Consider the following 25421-nt stretch of genomic DNA (forward strand, 5'->3'; position numbering starts at 1 on the left):
TGAAACAAACATTCCCCGGGTAGGCGGGGGAGATGGCTGACTCCTGCCAACGACTTGAAGGCAGCCGATGCCGCACTGCAATCCATCGATGGTGAAACCGCTGCCAAACACATAAAGCAGTCGCGGCAGCTTTATGGTGGCGCAGGCGCTGCATCAGCGTGAGCAACGTCCTGCGCGCCGCTGGCAGCTGCTGAAGGAATCAGCTTTCGCTTGCTGCCGGGGATTCGGTGTGGGTCAGGTTGATGCGGTGCTTTCTGGCGTAGGCGTCCTGCATCTGGTCCAGCTCATCGGTGAGCTCGTCGAACTTGGTCGCGGTCGCATCCATTGCTTCAAGCAAGGGTGCTGCCTGCTCGTCGCTGAAACCATCCGGCAGGTCGGTGAGCTTGAGCATGGAGTCATACCAGGTCACCGCCTCTTCGAGTGACGTCACCAGCTTGGCGTGCAGCTCCGTAGCATCTTCAGGAATTTTCAGCGCCTTCATCTGATCGCGCATGTCCACCGCTTCCTGGCGCGCATTGCCCAGGCGGGATTTGAAGTTGGACAGGCCTTTGCGGTCAGCCATGGCCTGGGTCAGGCGTTCGGCGTCGTTGCCGCCGCTCCATTGGTTGACCTTGTCGATCAGGCCGTTCCAGGTACTGATGTTGCTGTCCATGTATTCGCTTGCGGACGGGCCGGTCAACTGGCTGCAGGCGGCGAGCAGAACGAGCAACAGCGGGGCAAATCGTGACAGCACTTTCATTGGTTTCTCCTTTGACATTGAAATGGGCTTCCTTACGCAAGCTGCCGATCATAGCGTGGTGGCCGCCGCGGGTGCTGTAGACCGTCCGGGCTTGAGCGTGTGTGAGGACCCTGGCATCTATTTGGTCAGGCAAAGGAAGAGCCGAAGAAGATCTGGGTGCCGCTGGCGACGTGGGGCGACTTCCCGGCCACCGTCCATGCGCGACGGATCCCCGGCAGCGCCTTGAACAGCGGCTTCTGTAGCCGCGGACTTGTGCGGGCCTGGCAGTGACGCTTTCAGAGTGCAGGGTTGCCCAAGGGCCGACATCCATTCCGGCATGGGGGAGGGCAGGGAGGTGCCTGTGCAGGAGGGGGTTGTCCACGGCGGCGTGTCGGAATTGCAGTTGGTGGGCCCCATCGCACGGCCGTACCTTGGGAATCACCGGATGGCAAGGGATCACATGATGCATGTTCTGGGGCAGCTGACTTGGCGCGGCGATGGGCTCCGGCGCCCGCCCGGCGGTACCCCCCAATCAATTTGCCGGCCGGCCCTTGAAAGGCCCCCAGCCAGCCCCATCTCCCAGACAAGCCCGTTCGACGGGTCTTTTTACGCGTGATGCCGGCATCCCCTTGGTTCTACCGCTGGTGTCGCCGGAATTTCAGGCCAATCAATTACTTAAGAGGTCTTTCATGAGCATCAAGCCGCTTCACGACCGCGTTGTGGTCAAGCCGATCGAAGCCGACGAAATCTCCGCCGGCGGCATCCTGATCCCGGATTCGGCCAAGGAAAAGTCCACCAAGGGTGAAGTCGTGGCCGTGGGCCCGGGCAAGCCGCTGGACAACGGTTCGGTGCGCGCCCCGTCGCTGAAGGTTGGCGACAAGGTCATTTACGGCCAGTACGCCGGTTCGTCCTACAAGGCCGAAGGCGTCGAGTACAAGGTGCTGCGCGAAGACGACGTGCTTGCCGTCATCGGCTGAGCTGCCGCGCTGCCTGTTCCTGTAATACCCCTTTCCCGATAAAAGCAGCCGAGCTCGGCTCGGCTCTACTCAGAGGTAATCGCAATGGCTGCCAAGGATATTCGTTTCGGTGAAGACGCCCGTTCGCGCATGGTGCGCGGCGTAAACGTTCTCGCCAATGCCGTCAAGGCAACCCTGGGCCCGAAGGGCCGCAATGTCGTGCTCGAGAAGAGCTTCGGCGCCCCGACCATCACCAAGGACGGCGTGTCCGTCGCCAAGGAAATCGAACTGGCTGACAAGTTCGAGAACATGGGCGCGCAGATGGTGAAGGAAGTTGCTTCGCGCACCAATGACGACGCTGGCGACGGCACCACCACCGCCACCGTGCTGGCCCAGGCCCTGATCCGCGAAGGCGCCAAGGCTGTTGCCGCCGGCATGAACCCGATGGACCTCAAGCGCGGTATCGACAAGGCCGTGATCGCCGCCGTCGCCGAGCTGAAGAACATCTCCAAGCCCACCGCTGACGACAAGGCCATTGCCCAGGTCGGCACCATCTCGGCCAACTCGGACGAATCGATCGGCAACATCATTGCCGAAGCGATGAAGAAGGTCGGCAAGGAAGGCGTGATCACCGTTGAAGAAGGCTCTGGCCTGGAAAACGAGCTGGACGTCGTCGAAGGCATGCAGTTCGACCGCGGCTACCTGTCCCCGTACTTCATCAACAACCAGCAGTCGCAGACCGCTGACCTGGATGACCCGTACATCCTGCTGCACGACAAGAAGATCTCCAACGTGCGTGACCTGCTGCCGGTGCTGGAAGGCGTCGCCAAGGCAGGCAAGCCGCTGCTGATCATCGCCGAAGACATCGAAGGCGAAGCGCTGGCTACCCTGGTGGTCAACACCATCCGTGGCATCGTCAAGGTCGTGGCCGTCAAGGCACCGGGCTTCGGCGACCGTCGCAAGGCGATGCTGGAAGACATGGCCGTGCTGACCGGCGGCACCGTGATCTCCGAAGAAGTTGGCCTGTCGCTGGAAAAGGCCACCATCAAGGACCTGGGCCGCGCCAAGAAGGTGCAGGTTTCCAAGGAAAACACCACCGTCATCGACGGCGCCGGCGATACCGCTGCCATCGAGTCGCGCGTCAAGCAGATCAAGGCGCAGATCGAAGAGACCTCTTCGGACTACGATCGCGAGAAGCTGCAGGAACGCGTTGCCAAGCTGGCCGGCGGCGTTGCCGTGATCAAGGTCGGTGCCTCGACCGAAATCGAAATGAAGGAAAAGAAGGACCGCGTTGACGACGCCCTGCACGCTACCCGCGCAGCCGTCGAAGAAGGCGTGGTCCCGGGCGGCGGCGTCGCCCTGGTGCGCGCTGTCACCGCACTGGCTGGCCTGAAGGGCAACAACGAAGACCAGAACCACGGCATCCAGATCGCCCTGCGCGCGATGGAAGCGCCGCTGCGCGAAATCGTTGCCAACGCCGGTGAAGAGCCGTCGGTCATCGTCAACCGCGTCAAGGAAGGCACGGGCAGCTTCGGCTACAACGCCGCCTCCGGCGAGTTCGGCGACATGCTGGAGTTCGGCATCCTGGATCCGACCAAGGTGACCCGTTCGGCGCTGCAGAATGCAGCTTCGATCGCTGGCCTGATGATCACCACCGAAGCCATGGTTGCCGAAGCTCCGAAGAAGGACGAGCCGGCCATGGGCGGCGGCGGAATGGGCGGTATGGGTGGCATGGGCGGCATGGACTTCTAAGTCCGCCGCAGCCTCACCGCTGCTTGTAGTAAACAAAACCCCGCCGCAAGGCGGGGTTTTGTTTTGCCGGGCCCCCTCCCTTTCGCGCAGCGAAGGGGAGGGTTGGGGAGGGGTGCTTTTGGGGCCTTCCAAGCGGTGTTGGCTTCGCGGCTTACGCCGCTCCCACACAGGCGGATGCGTTGCTGGGAAGGCTTCCGCCGAGCATGACTCGGCACTGCCTGCTCCCTCCCTTTCGCGCAGCGAAGGGGAGGGGTGCTTTTGGGGCCTTCCAAGCGGTGTTGGCTTCGCGGCTTACGCCGCTCCCACACAGGCGGATGCATTGCTGGGAAGGCCTTTGCCGAGCATGGCTCGGCATTACCGGTGGCTGCTTGCCCATTGCACGATGCTGCTGGCCGGCATCGCGCCCAACTGCCGGGCTATCTCGCGGCCGCTGCGGATCAGCACCATAGTCGGAATGCTGCGGATGTTGTAGCGGGTGGCGATGGCCGGTTCTGCCTCGGTGTCCAGTTTGCCCAGGCGCATGCGTGGTTCCAGTTGTGCGGCGGCCTTGGCGAACTCCGGTGCCATCTGCCGGCACGGCCCGCACCAGCTGGCCCAGAAATCCACCAGCAGTGGAATCTGTGAGCGGCTGGCATGGGCTTCGAAACTGGCCGCGTTCAAGGCAATCGGCGCGGCAGCAAACAAGGCCTGATGGCAACGCCCGCAGGACGGTGCCTGTGACAGACGATCAGCGGGAACGCGGTTGATCGCATTGCAATGCGGGCAGGCAATCTGCAGCGGTTCGGCGGCGGTGTCGTTCATCGGCATGACCATGGGGCGTGGGACCAGCCAACAGTATGCGCTGCGGTGCTGAACCGTCCATCGCATGTCCGGCCATCGCATCACTCAAGGCGTATTGCACAGTCCCAGCGCGGCCAGTTCGGCCTTCTGCGCATCGGGCAGGGCGGCCATCGTGGCACTGTCGCCGCAGGCCGCGCGCACCGCATCGATATTGTCGGCGCGCAGCAGTGCGCCGCCGCTGGAGGTGGCAGAGGTGTTGGCGTTGCCGGCACGTATTGCCGGTGTCGCGGTCGCGGCTGCACGCGCCGGTTGCTTGCGTGCGGCACCCTGGCCGAGCAGGCGCAGGCTTGAAAGCTGTGAACCACGGGCGAGCACGATGTGATCGCGGGCAATGCTGTGCACGCGCAGGCCATTGCCGATGTCCTGGCCGATATGCAAGGTCTGTGATGCCGCGCCGGCTTGCTGCAGTACCGCCAGCGAGCGTTCGGCCTGCGGGTGTACGAAGGTGGCCAGCAAGCGAAGTGACTGGGTGTTGCTGGTTGCGTACAGCGGCGGCCGCTGCGTCGCTGCAGCCGGCTGCGCCAGGACCGCGTTGCCGAAGGCGGCGCAGGCAGCGATGCCAATCCAGGTGATCAGCGGCAGGGAAGGAATGGGTGGCTTCATTGGCGGATGGAATAGCCCGGGGCACGCGGCCCCGGGCAGTTGCGGATTACTGGATGTTCAAGCCGCGCAGCACAACCAGATTGTTGGGGCTGAGCAGGGTCAGCAGTGCGTTGTCGTTGGCGCTGAGCCCGTTCCAGCGCTGGTTGACGCCGTTGGTGCACGAGTAGGTGATCAGCTTGCCGCGGCCGTTGGTGAGGAAGCCACCGGACAGATCGAGGCAGCTGTTGTTGCGGCCGATCTTCGGCAGCGCGCTCAGGTCGAACATCTGCGCATCCAAGGTGCGATCACAGGTGTTCAAGGTCACCGCGCCGTTGTTGCCACCGTTGCCGGCCAGGCACAGCGCCGGGTTGGCCGCACTGTGGATGGCACCGCGCAGGTCGGCCATCCACAACTCGTTGTCGGCACCGGTGCAGGTGCTGGCGTCGGCGATGTAGACCGTTGGCTTGCCGTCGACCTGCTCGGTCTTCAGGCAATGCTTGCTATTGGTGACCAGCATCGGCTGCGCGGCCGGCAGCAATGGCGTCTGGCGCAGGCCCAGCGTGTCCAGCAAGGCCTTGAGTGCATCCACTGCGGCGGTGTTGTTGCTGCCCTGCAGATCGGCGCGGTAGCGGTTCATCCAGCGATTGAGGCGGGTGGCCTTGTTCTCCTGGGCGATGTAGGCATCGCGCACCTGTTTGGCCTCGGCGGACAGCCCGGTGGGGTTGTTGCCCCAGCTGGCGTACAGCAGGTTGCCGCGGCTACCGAGGTTGACCAGCGGCTTGCCACCGGCGGCGACCAACAGCTGATCGAGCTCGGGCATTTCCACCGCGCGCAAAGCGCTGTACCCGGCTTCCTTGCCGACCACGACCGGTGCCTTCATCGGCGCCAGGTTCTGCGGGAAGCTCATCGTTGCCAGGGTGCTGGCGGCCGCTCCGGGTTCCTGGCATTGCAGGCTGGCCTGCTGCGGGTTGTCGGCCTGGGCCAGATTGACGTGCAGCTTGTTGACCGAGTTGTTCTGCAGCACGGTGGGGGCTACTGCAATACGCTTGCTGCTGCCACCGGCAAAGCTCACCTGCAGCCAGCATTGGCGGGTGCTGGCGTTGTCGATCGGCGTCGGCAGGTCGAACACATTGCCCCAGTTGCCACGGAACGCCGGGTACAGCAGTGCCTTGCCGGTGCTGGGATCGTAGCCGCCAAGCACGGTGAACACCGGCGTACCGACCAGGCGTGGCTTGAGGTAGTTGCCGTCTGGCGAGTTGAAGAACAACTCCTTGTTGGTAGGCACCTTGCCGGTCACCGGTTCCATGCGGCGGGTGTCGGCATTCCAGCCGAGGTAGCCGGTCGCCGAACTCTGCGTGGGTACCGGCTTGTTCAAGCGCTGCTGGATCGCGATCTTGGTGCTGTAGCCGGTGTAGTGGGTATAGCGCGACAGCGCACTGGAGAACCCACCACCGGCCATGGCGTCGGTGGCAAAGCTGTAGGTGTCGTCATAGATCGGCATGCCGTTCAGGGCGCCGGTCTTGGACTGCCGCCAATGGAAATTGGCACGCATGCGCTTGCGGTAGGCGATGTAGCCCCAGCCGCTGTCATGGTGGTGGCCGGACAGGAAGTAGTTGTCGCCGGATTGGCCCGGGTAGTGGCCCAGCCCGTAGTGGTGGCCGATCTCGTGGCTGAATTCATTGCCGCTGGTGGAGTACAGCGTCAGCATGCCGTTGCCGCCGCTCAGGCCATGGCTCTGCTTGCCGTTGCTGTACATGCCGACGGCGTGGTGCGCCACCACGTTCTGGAACCACTGCGGCTGCGACTGCCCGGCCATGCCGGAGGCGGTGGCACCGAAGTTGGCCAGGTTGATGCCGACGCTGACCGTGGATTTGCCGGTGTTCTCGCGCATGTCACCGGCATAGACGCCACCTTCGCCCGCGCTGGCGGTGTCGTAGATGGTGCCGTTGGAGATCATCACCTTGTCCAGCTTCATCGGCTCGTAATAGGCCACCGTCATGCGGGCGGCAGGGATGGTCTGGAAGTAGTCGGCTGCGCCCTGTTCGGGGTTTTTCAGCAGCCAGAAGGCATCGCTTTCAGCCGGTGGGTCGGTGAGCATGCCGAGGCGGATGTTGTGCACCACCAGCTCGGCCGGCGCACCGAAATCAATCTTGTCGGCGGCAAGGTTGCCACTGCGGGCCTTGTCGTCGGTGATGTCCAGGCTCATGCCGGGCTTGACCCAATCCCACGGCAGGCGGGTGGTCCAGGCACGGCGGGAATAGTTGTAGTCGGGTCGGCCGTCGGTGTTGTTGTAGTCCGAGCGGTACATGGAATTGGGGTGCAGCAGCTGTGCGGTGCCCATCACCGTGCCATCCACCGAGACCGTCACGTTGAGCGCGTCGATATCCTTCAGCGACGGATCCGGGGTGACCAGCAGCAGGGCTTCGCGCTCGGTGGTCAGGCGCGGCATGTTCTTGGCTTCATTGCCGCTGGGGTCGACCGTGTGGCTCTGGCCGAACTGGATCATCGCCGGCAGCGAGCCGGCCAGATCATTGCGTACCGCGCGCACGCCGCCGCTGGCATCAATGTCGTAGAAACCCTTCAGGTCCACTTCGTCATAGCGGGCCGAAGTGGGTTCCGGGTAGGGATCAGCCGGCGTAGGAGTGGGTTCGGGCTCAGGCTCGGGTGTCGGTGGGGTTGTTTCGCCGCCATTGCCGCCTTCACTGCCACCGCTGCCGTTCTCACCGCCACTGCCGGCGCCGTTGCCATCGCCACCGGAGCCACCTACATCGATATCGTTGCCGAAGCCGTTGTCACCGTTGCCTTCATCGGCGGGCGGGTCGGGTACAACCGGCACCGAGGTGTCGCCGCCGTTGCTGCTGCCATTGTCTTTGTCGGTGGGTGCTTCGCTTTTGTCACACGATGCGAGCAGCACCATGCTCATTGCCAGCGCAAGCGCGCGCAGGTTGATTGCGTTGTTCAAGTAGTTCTCCCCTTGTTTTGAACTATTGCGGTGAAACCGAGCAGCGCACTCCGGCCCCAAACCGGTGGCTGGGCTGCCCGTGGATGAACGTGTCAGCGATCGGGTGTCCGCGCGCCGTCACGTTCAGAAGCTCCCTGGCTGCGATCGAACAGTTGTTCGGGCGAGGGAGGTAAAGGATTGGCGTACTTGCCGCGCGCGCTGGGCGTCTGCCGCAGATCCAGGTACTTGCGCTCGCTCATGTCGCTGGCCGCACTCTGGCCGAGGATCACGGTCGGGCGCAGGAACACCATCAGGTTGCGTTTGACGCGGGTGTCGCTGGTCGAGCTGAACAACCGGCCCAGGCCGGGAATGCTGCCCAGCAAGGGCACGCTGGCGCGGGTATGGGTGACGTCATCCTGGATCAGGCCGCCGAGCACGATCACCTGCCCATCGTTGGCCAGGATGGTGCTTTTGATCGAGCGCTTGTTGGTGATCACATCGGACAGGGTGATGCCGCTGGGCGTTGCCGCCAGCGAGGAGATCTCCTGTTCGATTTCCAGCCGCAGGGTGCCGCCCTGGTTGATATGCGGCGTCACCTTCAGCGTCACGCCGATGTCCTGGCGCTGGATGGTGGTGAACGGATTGCTGGTGCCATCGCCGGTGGTGGTATACGAACCGGTCTGGAATGGCACGTTCTGGCCAACCAGGATTTCCGCCGGTTCGTGGTCCAGGGTGAGCAGGGTCGGCGTCGACAGCAGGTTGTTCTTGGAATTGGTCGACAGCGCCGTCACCAGTGCACCGAAGTTGCTGTTGCCGATGCCGAGAATGGCGCCGGAGGGCAGCGATGTCGGCGTGGTACCGGCGGCCAGCGAACTGAGCAGGGTGCCGATCGACAGCCCGGTATTGTTGTAGTTGACTCCGCCAACACCGTTGCTGCGCGAGCCGCCATCCAGCGCCCATTGCACGCCGAGTGCGTCTTCGATATCGCCGGAGATCTCGACGATGGCCGCTTCCACCAATACCTGCGAGCGCGGGATGTCCAGCTGCCGGACGATGTCGGTCAGTACCTGCAGCATTTCGGGCTTGGCGTGGATGACCACCGCGTTGAGGCTTTCATCGGCGCGGATCAGGGTGCCGGTCTGGGTCTGCTTGTCATCGCCTTCCTGCTTGATCGAATCGCCGATGGCGCCCAGGGTCTGCGCCATCTGCTTGGCATCACCGTGCTGCAGGCGGATCACCTGGGTGGTGGTGGAACGGGGTGCATCCACGTCCAGCGAGCGCGCCAGTTCCAGCAGCCGCTGGCGGGCCTGTTCCGGGCCGAAGATCAGCAGGCGGTTGGTGCGCGTGTCGGCCAGCACCTTGGTGGCCGAGCCTGCGCTGGTCGCACCAAGGCTGGCCTGCAGCAGCTTCTGCAGGTTCTCCACGCTGGCGAACTGCACCTCGTAGTCGGCATGGCCATGCAGCTTGGGCGCATCCAGCTGCCGCAGCAGTGCCTCGATGCGGGCGATATTGCCGCGCCGGTCGCTGATGATCAGCGAATTGGAGGTGGGCACCGCGGCCAGGTGCGCGTTGGCCGGAACCAGCGGCCGCAGCATTGGCAGCAGCTCGGTGGCAACGCTGTGCTGCACCGTGAGCACGCGGGTCTCGATCGCGTCCGGGCCACGGCCACGGCCATCGGCGAACACATGCGCCTCATCGTTGGGCACCACCCGCGTCTGGGTGTCTTCCTCGATCACCGCAAAGCCGTGGATCGTCATCACCGACAGGAACAGGCGTCGCACTTCCGGCAGGCTCATCGGCTCCTGGGTGCTGACACTGACTTCGCCGACCACGCGTGGGTCGATGATCAAGGTGTCGCCGGTGATATTGGCCACCGCACCAATGAAGTCACGGATATCCGTGTCCTTCATGTTGATGCTCCATTGCTGGGGGGAATCGCTGGCCGGCGCTGCGCTGATGGCCAGTGGCGCAAGCAGCAGTGTGGCCAGCAACATGAAGCGATGCAGCGCAATGCGCACAGGGAAGGTGATCATTCGGCGGCGCCTGCAGCCAACGCAGCGGTGCTGCTGGGCGCGCTGGGGAAGTCCAGTCTGCCGGTGCTGCCATTGCGGCTGAACAGCACATGGTCATGGGCAACCTGCTGCAGCACCACGCCGGGCAGGAACTCCTCGCCGGCAAACACGTTGACCGCACCCTGGCCTTCGATGCGGATCAACGCCTGCGATTGCCGCGGGTCGGCGGCGACGATGCAGCCCTGCAGCTGCGTGCCCTGTAGATCGGCAGCGCTGGAGGTTGCCGTGGCGCTGCCGAACAGCCGCTGCAGCATCTGCGGCGACAGCGCAGGCGCGTGCGGCGGCGCCACATCGGCGCTGGCTGGCAGCTGGCGCATCTGCAGATAGATCTGGCGCGCCTGCCATGACAAGGCAGCCGCTCCGGAAAGCGTGATGAGGATCGCGACGATCCTGGGCAGCAGTTTGGAAGTATCTGACTGGAACATCGGTGTTACGGCATCTCCCCTGGCAAAAGCCGCCTTGGCAAAAACAGCGCGCACAAGGGGAAGCTCGCTGCACTTTTCAGGCAACGTAGCGCCAAGGTCTCTGGTTTTCCCCTGTATTCGCAGTGACAGATTTTGCGAAGCCGGTACTCTAGCGGTGTACGTAAGAGAGGCGATGCAAACAGCTGCATATTTGTGACACGCATCCGGAAAGCGGCGCTGAAATCACGCCTTTTTGCCGAGAACGTGGCATTTTTCCGGCACAAATCTTCAGGGGGAAAGTGTGACATCGCTCCGCGCAGTGATGTCACCTTGCAGTTATCGATGGTTGAAACCGAGCTCACGGCAACGCCGGCGGCGGCTGGCGGCGTGCCCGTGGCGCGCTTGCCATTCGCGTTTGCGCGCCGGCATGGCGTGCTGTTGCTGGACGATGGCGATGCACGCATGGTCTGCCGCGCCGATGCCCCGCTGAGTGCGCTGGCCGAGGCGCAGCGCATCGGTGGGCGGCCGCTGGCGCAGCACACGGTGGCCGATGAAGCCTTCGAACAGCTGCTGCAACAGGCCTATCAGCAGGACTCCGGCAGTGCCATGAGCATGGCCGACGAGCTTGGCGACAGCATGGATCTGGCCAGCCTGGTGGAGGGCCTGGAACAGGTCGAGGACCTGCTCGAGCAGCAGGATGATGCGCCCATCATCCGCCTGATCAACGCCCTGCTTGGCGAAGCGCTGGCCGAACACGCCTCCGACATCCATATCGAAACCTTCGAGCGGCGGCTGGTGGTGCGCTTCCGTGTGGACGGCATCCTGCGCGACGTGGTGGAGCCACGGCGCGAGCTGGCGGCCTTGCTGGTATCGCGCATCAAGGTGATGGCGCGGCTGGATATCGCCGAAAAAAGATTGCCGCAGGACGGTCGCATCTCGGTGCGGGTGGGCGGGCGCGAGGTGGATATCCGTGTTTCCACCTTGCCCGCGGCCAATGGCGAACGGGTGGTGCTGCGACTGCTGGACAAGCAGTCCGGCAGGTTGTCGCTGCAGCACCTGGGCATGCGCGTGCGCGATGTCGGGGTGATGCAGGCCATGCTGTGCCGCCCGCACGGCATCGTGCTGGTCACCGGCCCCACCGGCGCCGGCAAGAGCACCACCCTGTATGCCGGCCTGCGTGCGATCAACAACCGCCAGCGCAACATCCTCACCGTTGAAGATCCCATCGAGTACCACCTTGATGGCGTCGGCCAGACCCAGGTCAACAGCCGCATCGAGATGACCTTCGCGCGTGGCCTGCGCGCCATCCTGCGGCAGGACCCGGATGTATTGATGGTCGGCGAGATCCGCGACAACGAAACCGCACGCATCGCCGTGCAGGCCTCGCTTACCGGCCATCTGCTGCTGTCCACGCTGCATACCAACAGCGCGGTGGGTGCGGTCACCCGCCTGCTGGACATGGGCGTGGAATCGTTCCTGCTGTCCTCCTCGCTGCTCGGTGTGCTGGCACAGCGGCTGGTACGCCGCCTGTGCCCGAAGTGCCGGGTGGTGACGCCGGCCTCCACCGCCGAATGTGCGCAGTTGGACATGGAGCCCTGGCAGCGACCGTTGTTGTTCCGCCCGGTGGGCTGCGAGCACTGCAACGGCCAGGGCTATCGCGGCCGTACCGGCATCTACGAGCTGGTCGAGTTCGGTCCCGAGCTGCGTGCGCTGGTGCATGCCGGCGCCGGTGAGGCCGAACTGCTGGCGCAGGCGCGGCTGCAGGGCCCATCGATGCTGGACGACGGCCGCGTCAAGGTGCTGGACGGCGTGACCACGCTGGAAGAAGTACTGCGGGTCGGGCGCGACCTGTGAATCCTGATACGCAGCAGGGGGCGCGCTGATGGCGGCGTTCGAATACCTGGCACTGTCGGCTGACGGCCGCAGGCACAAAGGCGTGCTGGAGGCGGACAGCGCCCGCCAGGCGCGGCAACAGCTGCGTGAGCGCAATCTTGCGCCGGTGCAGGTGGAAGCGGCAGCTGCGCGTGATGCCGGCACCACGGCCAGCGGCGGCGGCCGTATCGGCAGCAGCGACCTGGCCCTGCTGACCCGGCAGCTGGCAACGCTGGTGCAGGCTGCCTTGCCGGTGGAGGAGGCGCTGCGCGCGGTGGCCGCACAGACCAGCAAATCGCGCATACGCGCGACCCTGTTGGCGGTGCGCGGCAGGATCCTGGAAGGACATGGCCTGGCCGCAGCGCTCGCCGCGTATCCGCGTGCGTTTCCCACGATCTACCGCAGCATGGTTGCCGCCGGTGAACGCGGCCATCTGGGCGTGGTGCTGGAGCAGCTGGCCGACTACACCGAACAGCGCCAGCAATCACGCCAGCGGATCCAGCTGGCCTTGCTGTATCCGCTGATCCTGCTGGTGGTGGCAAGCCTGATCGTGGGCTTCCTGCTCGGCTATGTGGTGCCGGATGTGATCGACGTCTTCGTCGACTCCGGCCAGGCGCTGCCCTGGCTTACCCGCGCGCTGGTGGCTACCAGCAACGCGGTCAGCCACTGGGGCCCCTGGCTGCTGCCGCTGCTGGTCATCTCCGGCGTGCTGCTTTGGCGCGCGCTGCAGCAAGCCGCGAACCGTCTGCGCTGGGATACCGCGTTGCTGAAGCTGCCCCTGTTCGGCCTGTTGTTGCGGGATCTGGACACGGCCCGCTTTGCATCCACCCTGGCCATCCTGGCGCGCAGTGGCGTGCCCTTGGTGGAAGCGCTGCGCATCGCCGCCCAGGTAGTGGGCAACCAATGCATCAAGGCCGGCCTGCTGCAGTCCGAGCTGGTGGTGCGCGAAGGCGGCAGCCTGACCCGTGCGCTGGAGCAGCACACGCCGCTGCCGCCGATGCTGCTGCATATGGTCGCGGCAGGCGAGAAATCCGGTGAGCTGGACGCGATGCTGGCCCGTGCCGCGCGCAACCAGGAAACCGATCTGGCCGCGCGGATCGCCCTGCTGGTCGGCTTGTTTGAGCCCTTCATGCTGGTGCTGATGGGCGTGGTGGTGTTGTTGATCGTGCTGGCCATCCTGCTGCCGATCATGTCCTTGAACCAACTAGTGGGTTGAAACAGTGATGAGTGCAATTGCAAGACGCCAGGCCGGCTTCACCCTGATCGAGATCATGGTGGTGGTGGTGATCATCGGCATCCTCGCCGCGCTGGTGGTGCCCAAGGTGATGGGGCGGCCGGACCAGGCCAAGGTCACCGTCGCGCGTGGCGACCTGAAGGCGATTGGTTCGGCATTGGAGATGTACCGGCTCGACAACCGCAGCTATCCGGACACCCAACAGGGCCTGGAAGCCTTGGTGCAGCGGCCGCCAACCGGTGCCGACAACTGGAACCCGGAAGGCTATCTGGCGCGCATGCCGGTTGATCCCTGGGGCAACCCCTATCTCTACCTGGCACCGGGCAGCAAGGGGGGCTACGACTTGTGGAGCCATGGCGCCGATGGCCGCGAAGGCGGGCAGGGACTGGACGCGGACCTGGACAGCCGGGACCTTTGACGGTGGTGCGGGCGCGCGGCTTCACCCTGGTTGAAGTACTGGTGGTCGTGGTGATTGTCGGCGTGCTGGCGGCGGCGGTGGGGCTGGTCGCAACTGCGCGTGGCGACGGCTATGCATTGCGCGAAGAGGCCGAGCGCCTGGCGGCGGTAGTGCGCCTGCTTGCCGATGAGGCGGTGCTGGACAACCGTGAGTACGGCATCCGTGTCAGCGCGCAGGGCTATGAAATGCGCGCCTATGACAACCGCGATGGACGCTGGCATGCGCAACCCGGCTGGGCGCCGCGGCAACTGCCGGACAACCTGCAGCTGTTGCTGGAAGGCGCAGTGGTAGCGCTGCCGGCCAGCCCCGGTGCCGACGCAGCGCCGCAGATCGTGCTGTCGTCTTCGGCACAGTGGACGCCGTTCAGCGCCCGCATCAAGGATACGAGCCGGCATGGCCTGGTCTACCGGATCGACAGCGATGGCATGAGCGAGCCGCTGGTGCAGCAGGTATCACCGCCATGAGGCCGGCGCGTGGATTCACCCTGCTCGAGGTGATGGTGGCACTGGCGGTACTGGCGGTGGTCGCGGCGATGGTGCATGCCACCCTGCAACGGCATGTGCGCAATACACGCGTGCTGGAGAACCGCGCACTGGCGGGTTGGCTGGCCGATAACACGCTGGCCGAGCTGCAGTTGCAGGGCGTTGCAGCCCCGGGCATCAACGATGACATCGTCGAGCAGGGCGGCCGCCGTTGGCGCGTGGTGCGCGACATCCAGGCTACTGCCGAGCCGCAGTTGCGGCTGGTGCGGATACGGGTAAGCGATGCCGCCGGCGAGGATGGCGGGGTCAGCCTGAGCGGTTTCGTTGGAGTCAGCCGGTGAAGCGGAGCGCCATTGCCGGTTTCACCTTGCTGGAAGTGCTGGTCGCCGTGGCCATCTTCGCCCTGGTTGGTATTGCCAGCCATCGCCTGCTGCTCAGCGCAGTGCGCGTGGATGCGCAGACCCGTCAACAGGAGCTGCAGCTGCGCCAGCTTGTACGCGCCATGAGCAGCCTTGAACGGGATGTCGAACAGGCGCTGGAGCGCCCGGTACTGGATGCCGACGGCAACGAGGAACCCGCGTTCTGGAGCGATCCGGACGGGCAGGGCCTGCAATGGACGCGTGCCGGCTGGGGCAATCCGCTGGCGGCACCGCGTGCCCAGCTGCAACGCGTGCGCTGGCGCCAGGACGGCACGATGCTGGCGCGCGAATACTGGCCGGTGCTGGACCGTGCCGACGACACAACCGTGCAACGGCAGGTGGCCTTGCCGGACGTCAGCGGCGTGCAATGGCGTTACCTGGACCGGCAAGGGGTGTGGCGCACGCAATGGCATGGCAACGATGCCCAGCCACTGCCGCGCGCGCTGGAGCTGCGCCTGCAGCACCCGCGCTTTGGCGCGCTGCGGCGCGTGCTGGTGCTGCCCGATGGCGCGGCAGGCGGACGACCATCGTGAAGCGCAGCCAATACGGGGTTGCCCTGATTACCGTGCTACTGGTGGTGGCGTTGGCCGCCACCGTCTGCGCGGCACTGGTCACCCGCCAGCAATTGTCGATCCGCAGCATCGCCAACCAGCTGCATGCGCGACAGGCCTGGCAGTACGCACGCGGTGGTGAGCAGTTGGCGATCGCGCTGTTGGCAGCGGATCTGCGACAAGCCGGCACCACCGATCATCGCGGCGAGGCCTGGGCACAGACTTTGCCGTTGTACCCGTTGGAAGGCGGCGGCCTGAGCCTGTCCATTGAAGACCTGAGCGGGCGCTTCAATCTCAACAGCGTGGTGCAGGGCGGGCAGGTGGATGCCGATGCCTTCGCCCGCCTGCAGCGGCTGCTGGCGTTGCTGCAATTGGACCCGCAGCTGGCCTGGCAGCTGGTGGCATGGATCGCACCGGCGCTGGCGCCGGATGCAATCCGGCTGCAGGCCGAGCGCAGTTACCAGCACCGCACGCCCGCCTACCAGCCGGCGCGGCGCGCGCTGCGCGATGTCAGCGAGCTGCGCCTGCTCGCAGGATTCGATGAGGCGGCGTATCAACGGCTGTTGCCGCACGTCAGTGCATTACCGGCCAGCGCCACGCTCAATCTCAATACCGCCGATCCCTGGGTTCTGGCCAGTCTTGCCGATGGGCTTGCACTCGGCGACGGCCGGCGGCTGGCCGATGCACGCGGGGGTTCGGGCTTTGCCAGTGTCGATGGCCTGCTCGCGCAGCCGCTGCTGCAGCGCCGGCAGGTCGCCAGGAATGGCTTGGCGGTCAGCAGCAACTGGTTCCAGGCCAGCAGCGAGGTCGCCATCGGTGAACGACGCCTGCGCCTGCTCAGTGTCCTGCAGCGTGATGCTGGCGCCGCCCGGGTGGTCGCCCGCCAGTTGGTTCCCCCTGTTTTTCCGGAGAAAGATCGATGAAGTCGCCGCCGGCATTGCCATGCCTGTTCCTGACCGCCTGGTGCAACGCGCACCTGGATGATGACCTGCGGGTGACCTGGAGCGACGGTGAGCAGACCGCACGGCTGCCCTTGCTCGATGCCCTGGCAAGACTCAAGGGCCGTGCCATTGCCTTGATCGTGCCGGTTGAACATGTGGCCAGCTGCGCGGTGAACCTGCCGGCAGGTAATGCGCACTGGCAGCGCAAGGCATTGCCGTATGCGGTGGAGCCCTTGTTGGCCGAGGATGTGGAAGACCTGCATCTGGCGCTGGGTGAAACCTTGAGCGACGGCCGCCAGCGTGTGGTTGCGATCAACCGCAGCCTGCTGGAGGGTTGGCTGCAGTATCTGCGCGGCAAGGGCGCGCAGGTCAGTGCCATCCATGTTGATGCCGACCTGCTGCCGAATGAGGTCACCACGCTGTGCTGGGGCAACAACCGCTGCCTGCTGGCCGGTACCGATGAGCTGCGGCTGGCATTGGCACCGGCGCAGCTGCCGGCGCTGTTGCAGCGGCTGCCCGGACCCTGCCGGGTACTCCATGCCAGCGATGTCACCCCGCAGCTGGCGCCTGCCGCCGACGTCAGCCTGCAGGCCCTGGATGTGGCGTTGCCTGCATGGATGGTGGCACGCACCGCGCACGCGCTGGATCTTGCCCAAGGCAGCTTTGCGCCCGCATCGCGCCTGCAGCTGCGCAACTGGAAGCCGGTGGCCTGGGCATTGGCGGCGGTACTGGTGGCGCAGCTGGCATTTGATGGCCTGCATATCTGGTTGTTGCAGCAACAGACCGCGGGTTACCGGCAGGTCAATGAATCCATCTACAAGGGCTTGTTTCCGCAGGAGCGCCGCATCGTCAATTTGAAGGCGCAGTTTGACCAGCACCTGCAGCAGGGCGCATCGACTACACGCCTGGATGCGCTGCTGGCCAGCGTCGCCGAGGCGATGCCGGCCGAGTCGGGCCTGCAGGTGCAGCAGCTGCGGTTTGATGCCGGCAGCGGTGAACTGACGCTGCAATTGCAGGGCGGCGATGCCGCTGCGTTCGAATCACTGCAGCAGCGTCTGCGGGCCAAACCCATCGCGCTGAAGGCGAGCCTGCTTGATGACGGTGGAATGCAATTGAATCTGGGGCAGGCGCAATGAACATGACAACTACACGCAACGGTACCGGCAACGGCGTGCAACAGCTGATCCGCACGCGCTGGGCCGCGCTTGCGCCACGTGAGCGTATCGCCTTGCAGGTATTGCTGGCCTTCGCTGTGCTGCTGGCGTTCTGGTTCGGCGCCTGGTCGCCGACCCGCCACGCCTTGCAGCAGGCGCGCGCCAATGCTGCTGCCGAACAACAATTGCAGGCGCATCTGCGTGCCAATGCGCCCCGTCTGCTGGCCGGTGCCCATCTGCGTGGCGCGTTGAAGGCCGAGCAATTACCCGCAATGCTGTCAGCGACGGCCGCCGAGCAGGGGCTGACGCTGCGGCAGGTACAGCAACAGCCGGATCAGCGTGTTGCGGTAAGCGTGGAGGGCGCGCCCGCCGCGCTATTGCCATGGTTGCAGGCATTGCAGGGCAAGGGCGTGGGCCTGGCCGAATTGAGCCTGGTGCAGCAGCCCGACGGCAGCTGGAATGGCGAGGTGATGCTGGTTGGGCCAGCAAGCTGAACATGACAGCGGTAGTGTCTGTTGCCGCTGAAACTGTCGCATCGCACAAAAAACCGTGTTATCAATGCTTCCCATGAACGCAGCCCGCGCCAGCTTTTATTTTTGGTATTACTTTCCCAAGCCGCTGGCGGAGGAAGGACTGCGCTTACCCTGAAGAAACTTTCAGATGCATTCCCGAAAAGCCGCCAGCGAACCTGGCGGCTTTTTTCATGCCGCCACGCTGGGGCCGAACCATTCACTGTTTTGAACTGGAGACCCCCATGCCCCCCCACACCGACGATCTTCGCATCCGCAAACTTGAACCGTTGACCTCGCCGGCACAGCTGCTGTCGCTGTTGCCCTGTGATGAACAGGCCTCGCAGACCGTGGCCGATGCCCGCGCCTCGCTGCACCGCATCCTGCACGGCCAGGATGACCGGCTCGCGGTCGTGGTGGGCCCCTGTTCCATCCACGATCCGGTGGCGGCGATGGAATACGCGCAGCGCCTGCGTCCGCTGCGCGATGCGCTCAGTGGTGAACTCGAAATCGTGATGCGTGTGTACTTCGAAAAGCCCCGCACAACGGTGGGCTGGAAGGGGCTGATCAACGATCCGGACCTGGACGGCAGCTTCAACATCAACAAGGGCCTGCGCGTTGCCCGCGGCCTGCTGCGTGACATCAACCGCCTTGGCCTGCCGGCCGGCGTGGAATTCCTCGATGTGATCTCGCCGCAGTACATTGCCGACCTGGTGGCCTGGGGCGCGATTGGCGCGCGCACCACCGAAAGCCAGGTGCACCGTGAGCTGGCCTCGGGGCTGTCCTGCCCGGTTGGCTTCAAGAACGGCACCACCGGTGATGTGAAGATCGCCACCGATGCGGTTGGCGCGGCCTCGCATCCGCACCACTTCCTGTCGGTGACCAAGGAGGGCGGCACCGCCATCGTGGCCACCCAGGGCAACCCGGATTGCCATGTGATCCTGCGTGGCGGCAAGACCCCGAACTACGACGCCGCCAGCGTGCAGGCCGCCAGCGAGGTGCTGGCCAAATCGCAGCTGCCGGCGCGGTTGATGATCGACGCCAGCCACGCCAACAGCAGCAAGAAGCCGGAAAACCAACCCAAGGTGATCGACGACATCGCTACCCAGCTGGAAGCCGGTGAGCAGCGCATTGTCGGGGTGATGGTCGAAAGCCACCTGGTGGCCGGCCGCCAGGACCTGGTCGAAGGCCAGCCGCTGGTCTACGGCCAGAGCATCACCGACGGTTGCATCGATTGGGACAGCACCGTGCAGGTGCTGGAGCGCCTGGCCGACGCGGTGCGTGCCCGCCGTCGCGCCCAGCTGGAGGCGGCAGCCTGAGGATTCCGTGACAGTTTCACTGGCGCACAGCAGGCAGTCCAAGTAGTTTACGCGGCGGGAGGTGGTAGGCCTCCCGCCTGCCGTGGGGACAGGGGGAGCACCTTCTCCTGCAGGAAAGCCTATGAATCACCGCTCCAAGGAGAAGGAACTGATGCGTTTCCGTATGTGCACCATGGCGCTGGCTTTGATGCTGGTCCCGTCGCTGGCGCTGGCCAAGAAGGAAGTTGTGGATTCGGGCAGCGGTTGCCTGCAGAACCTGTCGGTGGCCGGTGGTTTCACCAGCGGCAAGCAGTTCCTGGCATCGACCGACCATGAAGGCGTCAGCTACCCGGTTGCGTTTGCCAAGACCGTGGCCGCGATCGAGGCCGAAGGCATGGTGGGGGTCTATCCGAACGAGACCACCGGTTATATCGCTGCCGAGAATCCGGTCCGCGGTGGCGGCGGTTCGACCGTGCCGCTGCGCACCACCGTGCGTCGTCAGCCTGATGGCAGCGTCCGCGTGGAAGTGCGTTTCAGCATCAAGGGCGGCCAGTTGACCTCGAACAAGGCCGTCGGTGAAGGCCTGTGCAAGATTGCTGACGCAGCCAGCCTGTAAGTCGGTGCGGAGCAGGGCCAGGTGAAGGGTCTGTGGTTTCTGTATCTGCTGGAATGCCGCGATGGCAGCTACTACGCAGGTATCACCACTGATGTGGATGCCCGTTTCCTGGCCCATGCTGCCGGCAAGGGTGCGCGTTATACCCGCGCGCACCCGCCGCTGCGGGTGTTGGCCAGCCGCCCCTATGCGGACCGCTCGGCAGCCTCCCGCGCGGAATGGCAGATCAAGCAGCTGCCGCGCGAGCGCAAATTGGCCTGGCTGGAACGGACAGAAGATTGAGGTAGAGTCGCACCTGTAGCCGCGGCAGCTTGCGGCTTCCAACGTCCGGTCACCCGGGCAACAGCCACGCATGCGGCGGCGGTAGCAGGGCGGCAGCGTGCCGGCATCATCCTCAAGCGGGGTATTGCAATGGCAGGTTGGTATGAGTTGGACAAGAGCAGCGACGGCCAGTTCTATTTCGTGCTCAAGGCAGGCAACGCCGAGGTCATCCTGACCAGCGAGCGTTACACCGCGCGATCCGGGGCGGAGAACGGCATCGCCTCGGTACAGAAGAACAGCCCGGATGAAGCGAACTACGAGCGCAAGACCGCCAGCGACGGGCGCTACCATTTCAATCTGAAGGCAGCCAACCACCAGGTGATCGGCAGCAGCCAGATGTACTCATCGCAGGCCGCGCGTGAAGCCGGCATCACCAGCGTCAAGGGCAATGGCCCGAGCACCACGATCAAGGACAAGACGGCGGGGTAGCGTTGTTGCTGTTATGCCCAAAAAAACAAACCCCGGGTAAAACCCGGGGTTTTTCAATTGTAGTGCCGAGCCATGCTCGGCAAGAGGCCTTCCCAATAGAACCGACCTGTAGTGCCGAGCCATGCTCGGCAAGGGCCTTCCCGGTAAAGCCCCTGCCGAGCATGGCTCGGCACTACAAATAGGGTCTTTCCGGTAACGCCCAGCCGAGCATGGCTCGGCTCTACAGATGGGGCTTTCAGGCCTTCATCGTGCCGGTATCGATATAGCGCTGGTGCCAGGACAAGGCTTCCGGCAGCAGGTGCGGGGTGTGCTTGCCGTAGCTGTCGCGGCAGGCGCGGTCGAAGTAGTCGTTGAGCTGGTCGCGGTAGTCCGGGTGCGCACAGTTGTCGATCACTTGGCGCGCACGCGCACGCGGCGGCAGGCCGCGCAGATCGGCCAGGCCCTGCTCGGTGACGATGATGGAGACATCGTGCTCGGTGTGATCGACGTGGCTGACCATCGGCACGATTGCCGAGATCGAACCACCCTTGGCCGTCGATGGGCTGAGGAAGGTCGACAGGAAACCATTGCGGGTGAAGTCACCCGAGCCGCCGATACCGTTCATGATGCGGCTGCCCATCACGTGGGTGGAATTGACGTTGCCGTACAGGTCCACCTCGATCATGCCGTTCATGCCGATGCAGCCAAGACGGCGCACCAGTTCCGGATGGTTGGAGATCTCCTGCGTGCGCATGATGATGCGCTCGCGGTAGAACTTGATGTTGCGCTTGAACTCTTCGTTGGCTTCCGGGCTCAGTGCAAAGCCGGTGCACGAGGCGTAGTCGAGCACGCCGGACTTGAGCAGATCCAGCATGCCGTCCTGGATCACCTCGGTGAACGAGGTCAGGCCGCGCAGGCCGCTCTCGGCCAGGCCGGCCAGCACTGCATTGGGGATATTGCCCACGCCCGACTGCAGTGGCAGCAGGTTGGCCGGCAGCCGGCCCTTGGCCACTTCATGCTTGAGGAACTCGATCAGGTAGCCGGCAATCTGGCGGCTGTCCTCGTCGATCGGCTTGAACGGGCTGTTGCGGTCCGGCCCATTGGTGCGCACCACTGCCACGATCTTGTCCGGGTCCACGTTGAGCGTGGTCTGGCCGATGCGGTCATTGGCATGGATCAGCGGGATCGGCTTGCGGTGCGGCGGCAGTGCGGTGCCGTAGTAGATGTCGTGCATGCCCTCGATATCCGCGGGCTGCCACTCGTTGACTTCGATGATCACTTTCTTGGCCAGGTCCAGCCAGGTCTTGTTGTTGCCGACCGAGGTGGAAGGCACTAGCGAGCCGTCTTCGCGGATGGCCGAGACTTCGATCACCGCCGTATCGATATCGCCGTAGAAGCCGAACCACACGTGCTGGGCGACGTGGGAAAGGTGGATGTCGATGTAGTCCAACTTGCCTTCGTTGATGCGCTTGCGCGCATCCGGGTCGGTCTGGAACGGCATGCGCATCGCAATGGCGTCGACCTTGGCCAACGCGCCATCGAGTTCCGGTGCGGTCGAGGCACCGGTCATCAGCTTGATCTGGAACGGCTGGCCGGCGGCGTGCACGTCTTCAATGCGCTGCGCCAGCGCCAGCGGCACCGCCTTGGGATAGCCAGAGCCGGTGAAGCCGCTCATGGCCACGGTTTCGCCCGGCTGGATGAAAGCGGCCGCTTGCTCGGCGGAAACGACGCGGTCGCGCAGGCGCGGGTCCAAAATACGTTCGACAGACATGACGACTACGGTTTGTTGGGGGGATTGCTGATTATCGCGGATCGGCGTGAACACGGGGGTTCTACCTTGGTGGGATGGTCTTTGCGGATCCGGTGCTCTTGTACTGCCCAGTATTGTTTTGCACTGCAGCGTGCAAGTTGTTCGCGCAGCCCGCAGGATCGCCTTGCATCCCGACGTGGGGGAGGGAGCAAAGCCCGCTGACAGTTCGCTGTCAGCGGGCTTTTTTATTGCCTGATCGGCGGAGATGGCGACCGCTCGCCCGCAGATGCCAGAATCGGCGGATGGACCAAATCCCCCCTGCAATTCCTGAATTTGTTCAGCCCGTAATCGAACGCGCCTTGGCCCGGCTCAAGCTGGCCGCCCCGGATCCGGCGCAGTGGCCGCAATCGACGGCCTTCGACACCGGCTTGCGGCAATTGGCGATCACCAGCGATTTCGCCATCGACACCTTGTGCCGGCAGCCGGAGCTGCTGCAGCTGCTGGGCCAGGCAGACCCGGCGCCGCTGCCCTTGCCTGCATTGGACCCGTTGCAGGCCAGTGCCTGGCCGACCCAGCTGCGCCGCTATCGCGCCGCCACCTCGACCCGGCTGATCTGGCGCGACCTGCTGGAACTGGACGATGTGGATGCCACCCTGGCCGGCGCCACGCGGCTGGCCGAGGAGTGCCTGGCGCTGGGGCTGTCGGCTCTGGAGCAGGAATTTGCCAACCGTCACGGGGTGGTGCGGGCGGCCGATGGCAGTGCGCAGCAGCTGGTGGTGTTCGGGCTGGGCAAGCTGGGCGGCGGTGAGCTCAATTTTTCTTCCGACATCGATCTGGTCTACGCCTACCCGCAAAACGGCGAGTCCGATGGCGCCCGTCCGCTGGCGGCCGAGGAATATTTCGCCCGACTTGGCCAGCGCCTGGCGCGGCTGCTGGATGAAACCACCGCCGAAGGCTTCAGCCATCGCGTTGACCTGCGCCTGCGCCCGTTCGGCACGGCCGGGCGGATTGCCCTCTCATTCGCCGGCATGGACCAGTACTTCCAGCGCGAAGGTCGCGACTGGGAGCGCTATGCCTGGATCAAGGCACGCGCGGTAGCCGGCGACATCGCTGCCGGCGAAGCCTGGCTGGAGACGCTGCGGCCCTTCGTCTACCGTCGCTACCTGGATTACACCGCGCTCGATGGCCTGCGCGAGATGAAGGCGGCGATCACCGCCGAGGTTGCACGCAAGGACCGCCTGGACGACATCAAGCGTGGCCCCGGCGGCATCCGCGAGATCGAATTCCTTGCCCAGGCGCTGCAGCTGATCCGTGGCGGCCGCGAGCCGTCACTGCGTGAACGGCGCCTGCTGCCGGCGCTGCGCGCTCTGGTTGAAGGCGGGCAGATGGCGGCATCTGATGGCGATGACCTGATCCATGCCTACCGCTTCCTGCGCCGGCTGGAGAACCGCCTGCAGATGCTGCGCGATGCGCAGACCCATTGCCTGCCCAACGACCCGCTGGACCGCACGCGCATCGCGCTGGGCCTGGGCTATGCCGACTGGGAGGCTTTGCTGGCAGCACTGGACGAACAGCGCGAACGCGTCGGCGTCGAATTCGGCGCCTTGCTGGCACCGCGGCGGGGCCAGGCCGCGCCCGACGTGCTGTCCAGTTACTGGCGTGTATTGCCCGGCGGCGGCAGCGCCGATGTGTTGGCCGAGGCCGGCTTCAGCGATGCCCATGGTGCCGATCAATCGCTGCGTGAGTTCGCCCAGTCGCTGGGAGTGAAATCACTCTCGGACACGGCCCGCGCGCGGCTGGATCGCGTGCTGCCGGCGCTGCTGCATGCCGCCACCCGCTCGCCGCAGCCGGATGCCGCGTTGCGTCGTGTGCTCGGCCTGCTGCAGGCGATCCTGCGCCGTACCAGCTACCTGGCGCTGCTGGACGAACAACCCAGCGCGCTGAACCGGCTGGTCAATGTGCTGGCACGCAGCGCGCTGTTGTCAGAACGGCTGGTGGCCTTCCCGCTGCTGCTGGACGAATTGCTCGACACCCGCGTTGCTGGGCCGATGCCGGACGCGCAGGAAATGCGCGCCGCCTGCGCCAGTGCACTGGCCATCGACGACCCGGAAGCAGCCCTGCGCGAGCTCAATGAAGTGCGGCTTGCGCTGAGCTTCCGCATGGCACTGGCCTTCCACGATGGCCGCCAACGGGCGGTGGACTGCACCCATCAGCTGGCGCTGCTGGCCGACGCGGTGGTGGTGACGGTGCTGCAGATGGCGCATGCCGACATGCTGCAGGCACATGGTGAAGTGCCGGGCGGGCGCTTCGCGATCATCGGCTATGGCAGCCTGGGCGGCGTCGAGCTGGGGTTTGGTTCGGACCTGGACCTGGTGTTCCTGTACGACAGCCCGGCGGGTGTGGAGGGCAGTGATGGTCCGCGTCCCTTGGACAGCGGCCGCTGGTTCGCACGCCTGGCGCAGAAGGTGATGGCCCTGCTTGGCGCGGTGACCGCGGCTGGCCGCCTGTACGACATCGACGTGCGGCTGCGCCCGGACGGTGGCAAGGGCGCGCTGGTGTCATCACTGGCCAGCTATACCGAATACCAGCGCGAGCGCGCCTGGACCTGGGAGCACCAGGCCCTGGTGCGTGCGCGCGGCGTTGCCGGTGATGCGTCGTTGTTGGCGGATTTCGAACAGGTGCGCACGGACACCTTGAGCCGCGTGCGCGATCACGACACCCTGTTTGGTGATGTATTGAAGATGCGCGGGCGCATGCGCAGCGAACTGGATCGCAGCGACGCAGGCCGGCTGGATCTGAAGCAGGGGCCGGGCGGGCTGGTGGACCTGGAGTTCGTGCTGCAGACCGGCGTGCTGTCGCAGGCGCAACACAGCCCGGCGCTATGCGAGCCGAGGGAAACCCCGTTCCTGATTACCGCGCTGGCCAAGCTGGGGTGGCTGCCGGCGGAAACTGCAACGGCCCTGCACGAGGCCCACGCCACGCTGCTCGATGCCGGCCTGAGCTGCACCTTGGACCGGCGCCCACGCATCGTTGTGCCCACCGCTGAGATCGAGGCCGCCTGTGCCGCGATCACGGCGGCGGCGATTGCCCAGGGACTGCCTTTTCCCGCGTCCAAGGGCCAGGTAGAGCCCAGGAGCTGATTGCCAG

At 65.1% G+C, this 25421-nt stretch carries 23 protein-coding genes; 16 read left to right on the forward strand and 7 right to left on the reverse strand.

Features of this window, described 5'->3' with window-relative positions; all coding sequences use genetic code 11:
- Positions 1-199: 199 nt before the first annotated feature.
- Positions 200-739, reverse strand: coding sequence for a hypothetical protein (locus tag ABB27_RS03410; protein WP_057626822.1), 540 nt, complete (start codon positions 737-739; stop codon positions 200-202).
- Between the two features lie 668 nt (positions 740-1407).
- On the opposite strand from ABB27_RS03410, the gene ABB27_RS03420 reads away from it, so the two are divergent.
- Both ABB27_RS03420 and groL read left to right on the forward strand, forming a co-directional pair.
- Positions 1408-1695: a co-chaperone GroES gene (locus ABB27_RS03420; RefSeq protein WP_057626824.1), complete on the forward strand. Its 288-nt coding sequence runs from the start codon at positions 1408-1410 to the stop codon at positions 1693-1695.
- An 84-nt stretch (positions 1696-1779) separates the two neighbouring features.
- A complete protein-coding gene (groL, locus tag ABB27_RS03425) occupies positions 1780-3426 on the forward strand; it encodes a chaperonin GroEL (protein ID WP_057626825.1) in 1647 nt (548 codons plus the stop codon).
- 354 nt (positions 3427-3780) lie between these two features.
- Here groL and trxC read toward each other — a convergent pair whose 3' ends face one another.
- The 5 genes from trxC to ABB27_RS03450 all read right to left on the reverse strand — a co-directional run bounded on the left by trxC (position 3781) and on the right by ABB27_RS03450 (position 10286).
- Positions 3781-4227, reverse strand: a complete 447-nt coding sequence (gene trxC, locus ABB27_RS03430) for a thioredoxin TrxC (protein ID WP_057626919.1) — start codon at positions 4225-4227, stop codon at positions 3781-3783.
- Between the two features lie 84 nt (positions 4228-4311).
- Complete coding sequence (locus tag ABB27_RS03435) at positions 4312-4869, reverse strand: type II secretion system protein N (protein ID WP_057626826.1); 558 nt, start codon at positions 4867-4869, stop codon at positions 4312-4314.
- A 46-nt stretch (positions 4870-4915) separates the two neighbouring features.
- Positions 4916-7810, reverse strand: a complete 2895-nt coding sequence (locus tag ABB27_RS03440; RefSeq protein ID WP_057626827.1) for a M66 family metalloprotease — start codon at positions 7808-7810, stop codon at positions 4916-4918.
- 92 nt (positions 7811-7902) lie between these two features.
- Positions 7903-9822: a type II secretion system secretin GspD gene (gene gspD / locus ABB27_RS03445; protein WP_057626828.1), complete on the reverse strand. Its 1920-nt coding sequence runs from the start codon at positions 9820-9822 to the stop codon at positions 7903-7905.
- Positions 9819-10286 (reverse strand): type II secretion system protein N, encoded by a 468-nt coding sequence (locus tag ABB27_RS03450; protein WP_057626829.1) that lies wholly within the window; start codon positions 10284-10286, stop codon positions 9819-9821. Before ABB27_RS03450 ends, gspD begins: the two co-directional genes overlap by 4 nt.
- A gap of 321 nt (positions 10287-10607) precedes the next feature.
- Here ABB27_RS03450 and gspE point away from each other — a divergent pair, with 321 nt between their 5' ends.
- From gspE to ABB27_RS03515, 13 genes are all read left to right on the forward strand, one after another.
- Positions 10608-12119 (forward strand): type II secretion system ATPase GspE, encoded by a 1512-nt coding sequence (gspE, locus tag ABB27_RS03455; RefSeq protein ID WP_057626830.1) that lies wholly within the window; start codon positions 10608-10610, stop codon positions 12117-12119.
- A 28-nt stretch (positions 12120-12147) separates the two neighbouring features.
- Positions 12148-13353: a type II secretion system inner membrane protein GspF gene (gspF, locus tag ABB27_RS03460; protein ID WP_057626831.1), complete on the forward strand. Its 1206-nt coding sequence runs from the start codon at positions 12148-12150 to the stop codon at positions 13351-13353.
- Positions 13354-13360: 7 nt separating this feature from the next.
- A complete protein-coding gene (gene gspG / locus ABB27_RS03465) occupies positions 13361-13789 on the forward strand; it encodes a type II secretion system major pseudopilin GspG (protein WP_057626832.1) in 429 nt (142 codons plus the stop codon).
- Positions 13790-13791: 2 nt separating this feature from the next.
- On the forward strand, positions 13792-14292 hold the full coding sequence (gene gspH / locus ABB27_RS03470) for a type II secretion system minor pseudopilin GspH (RefSeq protein ID WP_161809600.1): 501 nt from the start codon (positions 13792-13794) through the stop codon (positions 14290-14292).
- Positions 14289-14651 (forward strand): type II secretion system minor pseudopilin GspI, encoded by a 363-nt coding sequence (gene gspI / locus ABB27_RS03475; RefSeq protein WP_057626834.1) that lies wholly within the window; start codon positions 14289-14291, stop codon positions 14649-14651. Before gspH ends, gspI begins: the two co-directional genes overlap by 4 nt.
- On the forward strand, positions 14648-15262 hold the full coding sequence (gene gspJ, locus ABB27_RS03480; RefSeq protein WP_211263662.1) for a type II secretion system minor pseudopilin GspJ: 615 nt from the start codon (positions 14648-14650) through the stop codon (positions 15260-15262). Before gspI ends, gspJ begins: the two co-directional genes overlap by 4 nt.
- The gene (gene gspK, locus ABB27_RS03485) at positions 15259-16203 is read left to right on the forward strand and encodes a type II secretion system minor pseudopilin GspK (protein ID WP_057626835.1); all 945 of its coding nucleotides are present in this window, start codon (positions 15259-15261) and stop codon (positions 16201-16203) included. Before gspJ ends, gspK begins: the two co-directional genes overlap by 4 nt.
- Positions 16200-17357: a type II secretion system protein GspL gene (gspL, locus tag ABB27_RS03490; RefSeq protein ID WP_057626836.1), complete on the forward strand. Its 1158-nt coding sequence runs from the start codon at positions 16200-16202 to the stop codon at positions 17355-17357. Before gspK ends, gspL begins: the two co-directional genes overlap by 4 nt.
- A 2-nt stretch (positions 17358-17359) precedes the next feature.
- A complete protein-coding gene (gspM, locus tag ABB27_RS03495) occupies positions 17360-17869 on the forward strand; it encodes a type II secretion system protein GspM (protein ID WP_161809601.1) in 510 nt (169 codons plus the stop codon).
- A 260-nt stretch (positions 17870-18129) separates the two neighbouring features.
- A complete protein-coding gene (locus tag ABB27_RS03500; RefSeq protein ID WP_057626838.1) occupies positions 18130-19203 on the forward strand; it encodes a 3-deoxy-7-phosphoheptulonate synthase in 1074 nt (357 codons plus the stop codon).
- A 121-nt stretch (positions 19204-19324) separates the two neighbouring features.
- Positions 19325-19798 carry a hypothetical protein gene (locus ABB27_RS03505; RefSeq protein WP_057626839.1) on the forward strand — a complete coding sequence of 158 codons (474 nt, stop codon included), beginning with the start codon at positions 19325-19327 and terminating at the stop codon, positions 19796-19798.
- A gap of 21 nt (positions 19799-19819) precedes the next feature.
- Entirely contained in the window at positions 19820-20077 is a 258-nt protein-coding gene (locus ABB27_RS03510) for a GIY-YIG nuclease family protein (RefSeq protein ID WP_057626840.1), read from the forward strand.
- Positions 20078-20206: 129 nt separating this feature from the next.
- The gene (locus ABB27_RS03515) at positions 20207-20545 is read left to right on the forward strand and encodes a YegP family protein (RefSeq protein ID WP_057626841.1); all 339 of its coding nucleotides are present in this window, start codon (positions 20207-20209) and stop codon (positions 20543-20545) included.
- 235 nt (positions 20546-20780) lie between these two features.
- Here the strand turns inward: ABB27_RS03515 and scpC are convergent, their stop codons facing one another.
- On the reverse strand, positions 20781-22295 hold the full coding sequence (gene scpC / locus ABB27_RS03520) for a succinyl-CoA:acetate CoA-transferase ScpC (RefSeq protein ID WP_057626842.1): 1515 nt from the start codon (positions 22293-22295) through the stop codon (positions 20781-20783).
- Between the two features lie 281 nt (positions 22296-22576).
- Between scpC and glnE the strand changes: the two genes are divergently transcribed.
- Positions 22577-25414, forward strand: coding sequence for a bifunctional [glutamate--ammonia ligase]-adenylyl-L-tyrosine phosphorylase/[glutamate--ammonia-ligase] adenylyltransferase (gene glnE, locus ABB27_RS03525; RefSeq protein WP_057626843.1), 2838 nt, complete (start codon positions 22577-22579; stop codon positions 25412-25414).
- Positions 25415-25421 lie beyond the last annotated feature (7 nt).

This window comes from Stenotrophomonas terrae (assembly GCF_001431465.1).
Taxonomy (GTDB): Bacteria; Pseudomonadota; Gammaproteobacteria; order Xanthomonadales; family Xanthomonadaceae; genus Stenotrophomonas; species Stenotrophomonas terrae.

What these genes read in the sequence shown, in the direction of transcription:
- ABB27_RS03410 (WP_057626822.1), bottom strand. Translation starts at nt 739, where the DNA reads ATGAAAGTGCTGTCACGATTTGCCCCGCTGTTGCTCGTTCTGCTCGCC.
- ABB27_RS03420 (WP_057626824.1), top strand. Translation starts at nt 1,408, where the DNA reads ATGAGCATCAAGCCGCTTCACGACCGCGTTGTGGTCAAGCCGATCGAA.
- groL (WP_057626825.1), top strand. Translation starts at nt 1,780, where the DNA reads ATGGCTGCCAAGGATATTCGTTTCGGTGAAGACGCCCGTTCGCGCATG.
- trxC (WP_057626919.1), bottom strand. Translation starts at nt 4,227, where the DNA reads ATGAACGACACCGCCGCCGAACCGCTGCAGATTGCCTGCCCGCATTGC.
- ABB27_RS03435 (WP_057626826.1), bottom strand. Translation starts at nt 4,869, where the DNA reads ATGAAGCCACCCATTCCTTCCCTGCCGCTGATCACCTGGATTGGCATC.
- gspD (WP_057626828.1), bottom strand. Translation starts at nt 9,822, where the DNA reads ATGATCACCTTCCCTGTGCGCATTGCGCTGCATCGCTTCATGTTGCTG.
- ABB27_RS03450 (WP_057626829.1), bottom strand. Translation starts at nt 10,286, where the DNA reads ATGTTCCAGTCAGATACTTCCAAACTGCTGCCCAGGATCGTCGCGATC.
- gspE (WP_057626830.1), top strand. Translation starts at nt 10,608, where the DNA reads ATGGTTGAAACCGAGCTCACGGCAACGCCGGCGGCGGCTGGCGGCGTG.
- gspF (WP_057626831.1), top strand. Translation starts at nt 12,148, where the DNA reads ATGGCGGCGTTCGAATACCTGGCACTGTCGGCTGACGGCCGCAGGCAC.
- gspG (WP_057626832.1), top strand. Translation starts at nt 13,361, where the DNA reads ATGAGTGCAATTGCAAGACGCCAGGCCGGCTTCACCCTGATCGAGATC.
- gspI (WP_057626834.1), top strand. Translation starts at nt 14,289, where the DNA reads ATGAGGCCGGCGCGTGGATTCACCCTGCTCGAGGTGATGGTGGCACTG.
- gspL (WP_057626836.1), top strand. Translation starts at nt 16,200, where the DNA reads ATGAAGTCGCCGCCGGCATTGCCATGCCTGTTCCTGACCGCCTGGTGC.
- gspM (WP_161809601.1), top strand. Translation starts at nt 17,360, where the DNA reads ATGACAACTACACGCAACGGTACCGGCAACGGCGTGCAACAGCTGATC.
- ABB27_RS03500 (WP_057626838.1), top strand. Translation starts at nt 18,130, where the DNA reads ATGCCCCCCCACACCGACGATCTTCGCATCCGCAAACTTGAACCGTTG.
- ABB27_RS03505 (WP_057626839.1), top strand. Translation starts at nt 19,325, where the DNA reads ATGAATCACCGCTCCAAGGAGAAGGAACTGATGCGTTTCCGTATGTGC.
- ABB27_RS03515 (WP_057626841.1), top strand. Translation starts at nt 20,207, where the DNA reads ATGGCAGGTTGGTATGAGTTGGACAAGAGCAGCGACGGCCAGTTCTAT.
- scpC (WP_057626842.1), bottom strand. Translation starts at nt 22,295, where the DNA reads ATGTCTGTCGAACGTATTTTGGACCCGCGCCTGCGCGACCGCGTCGTT.
- glnE (WP_057626843.1), top strand. Translation starts at nt 22,577, where the DNA reads ATGGACCAAATCCCCCCTGCAATTCCTGAATTTGTTCAGCCCGTAATC.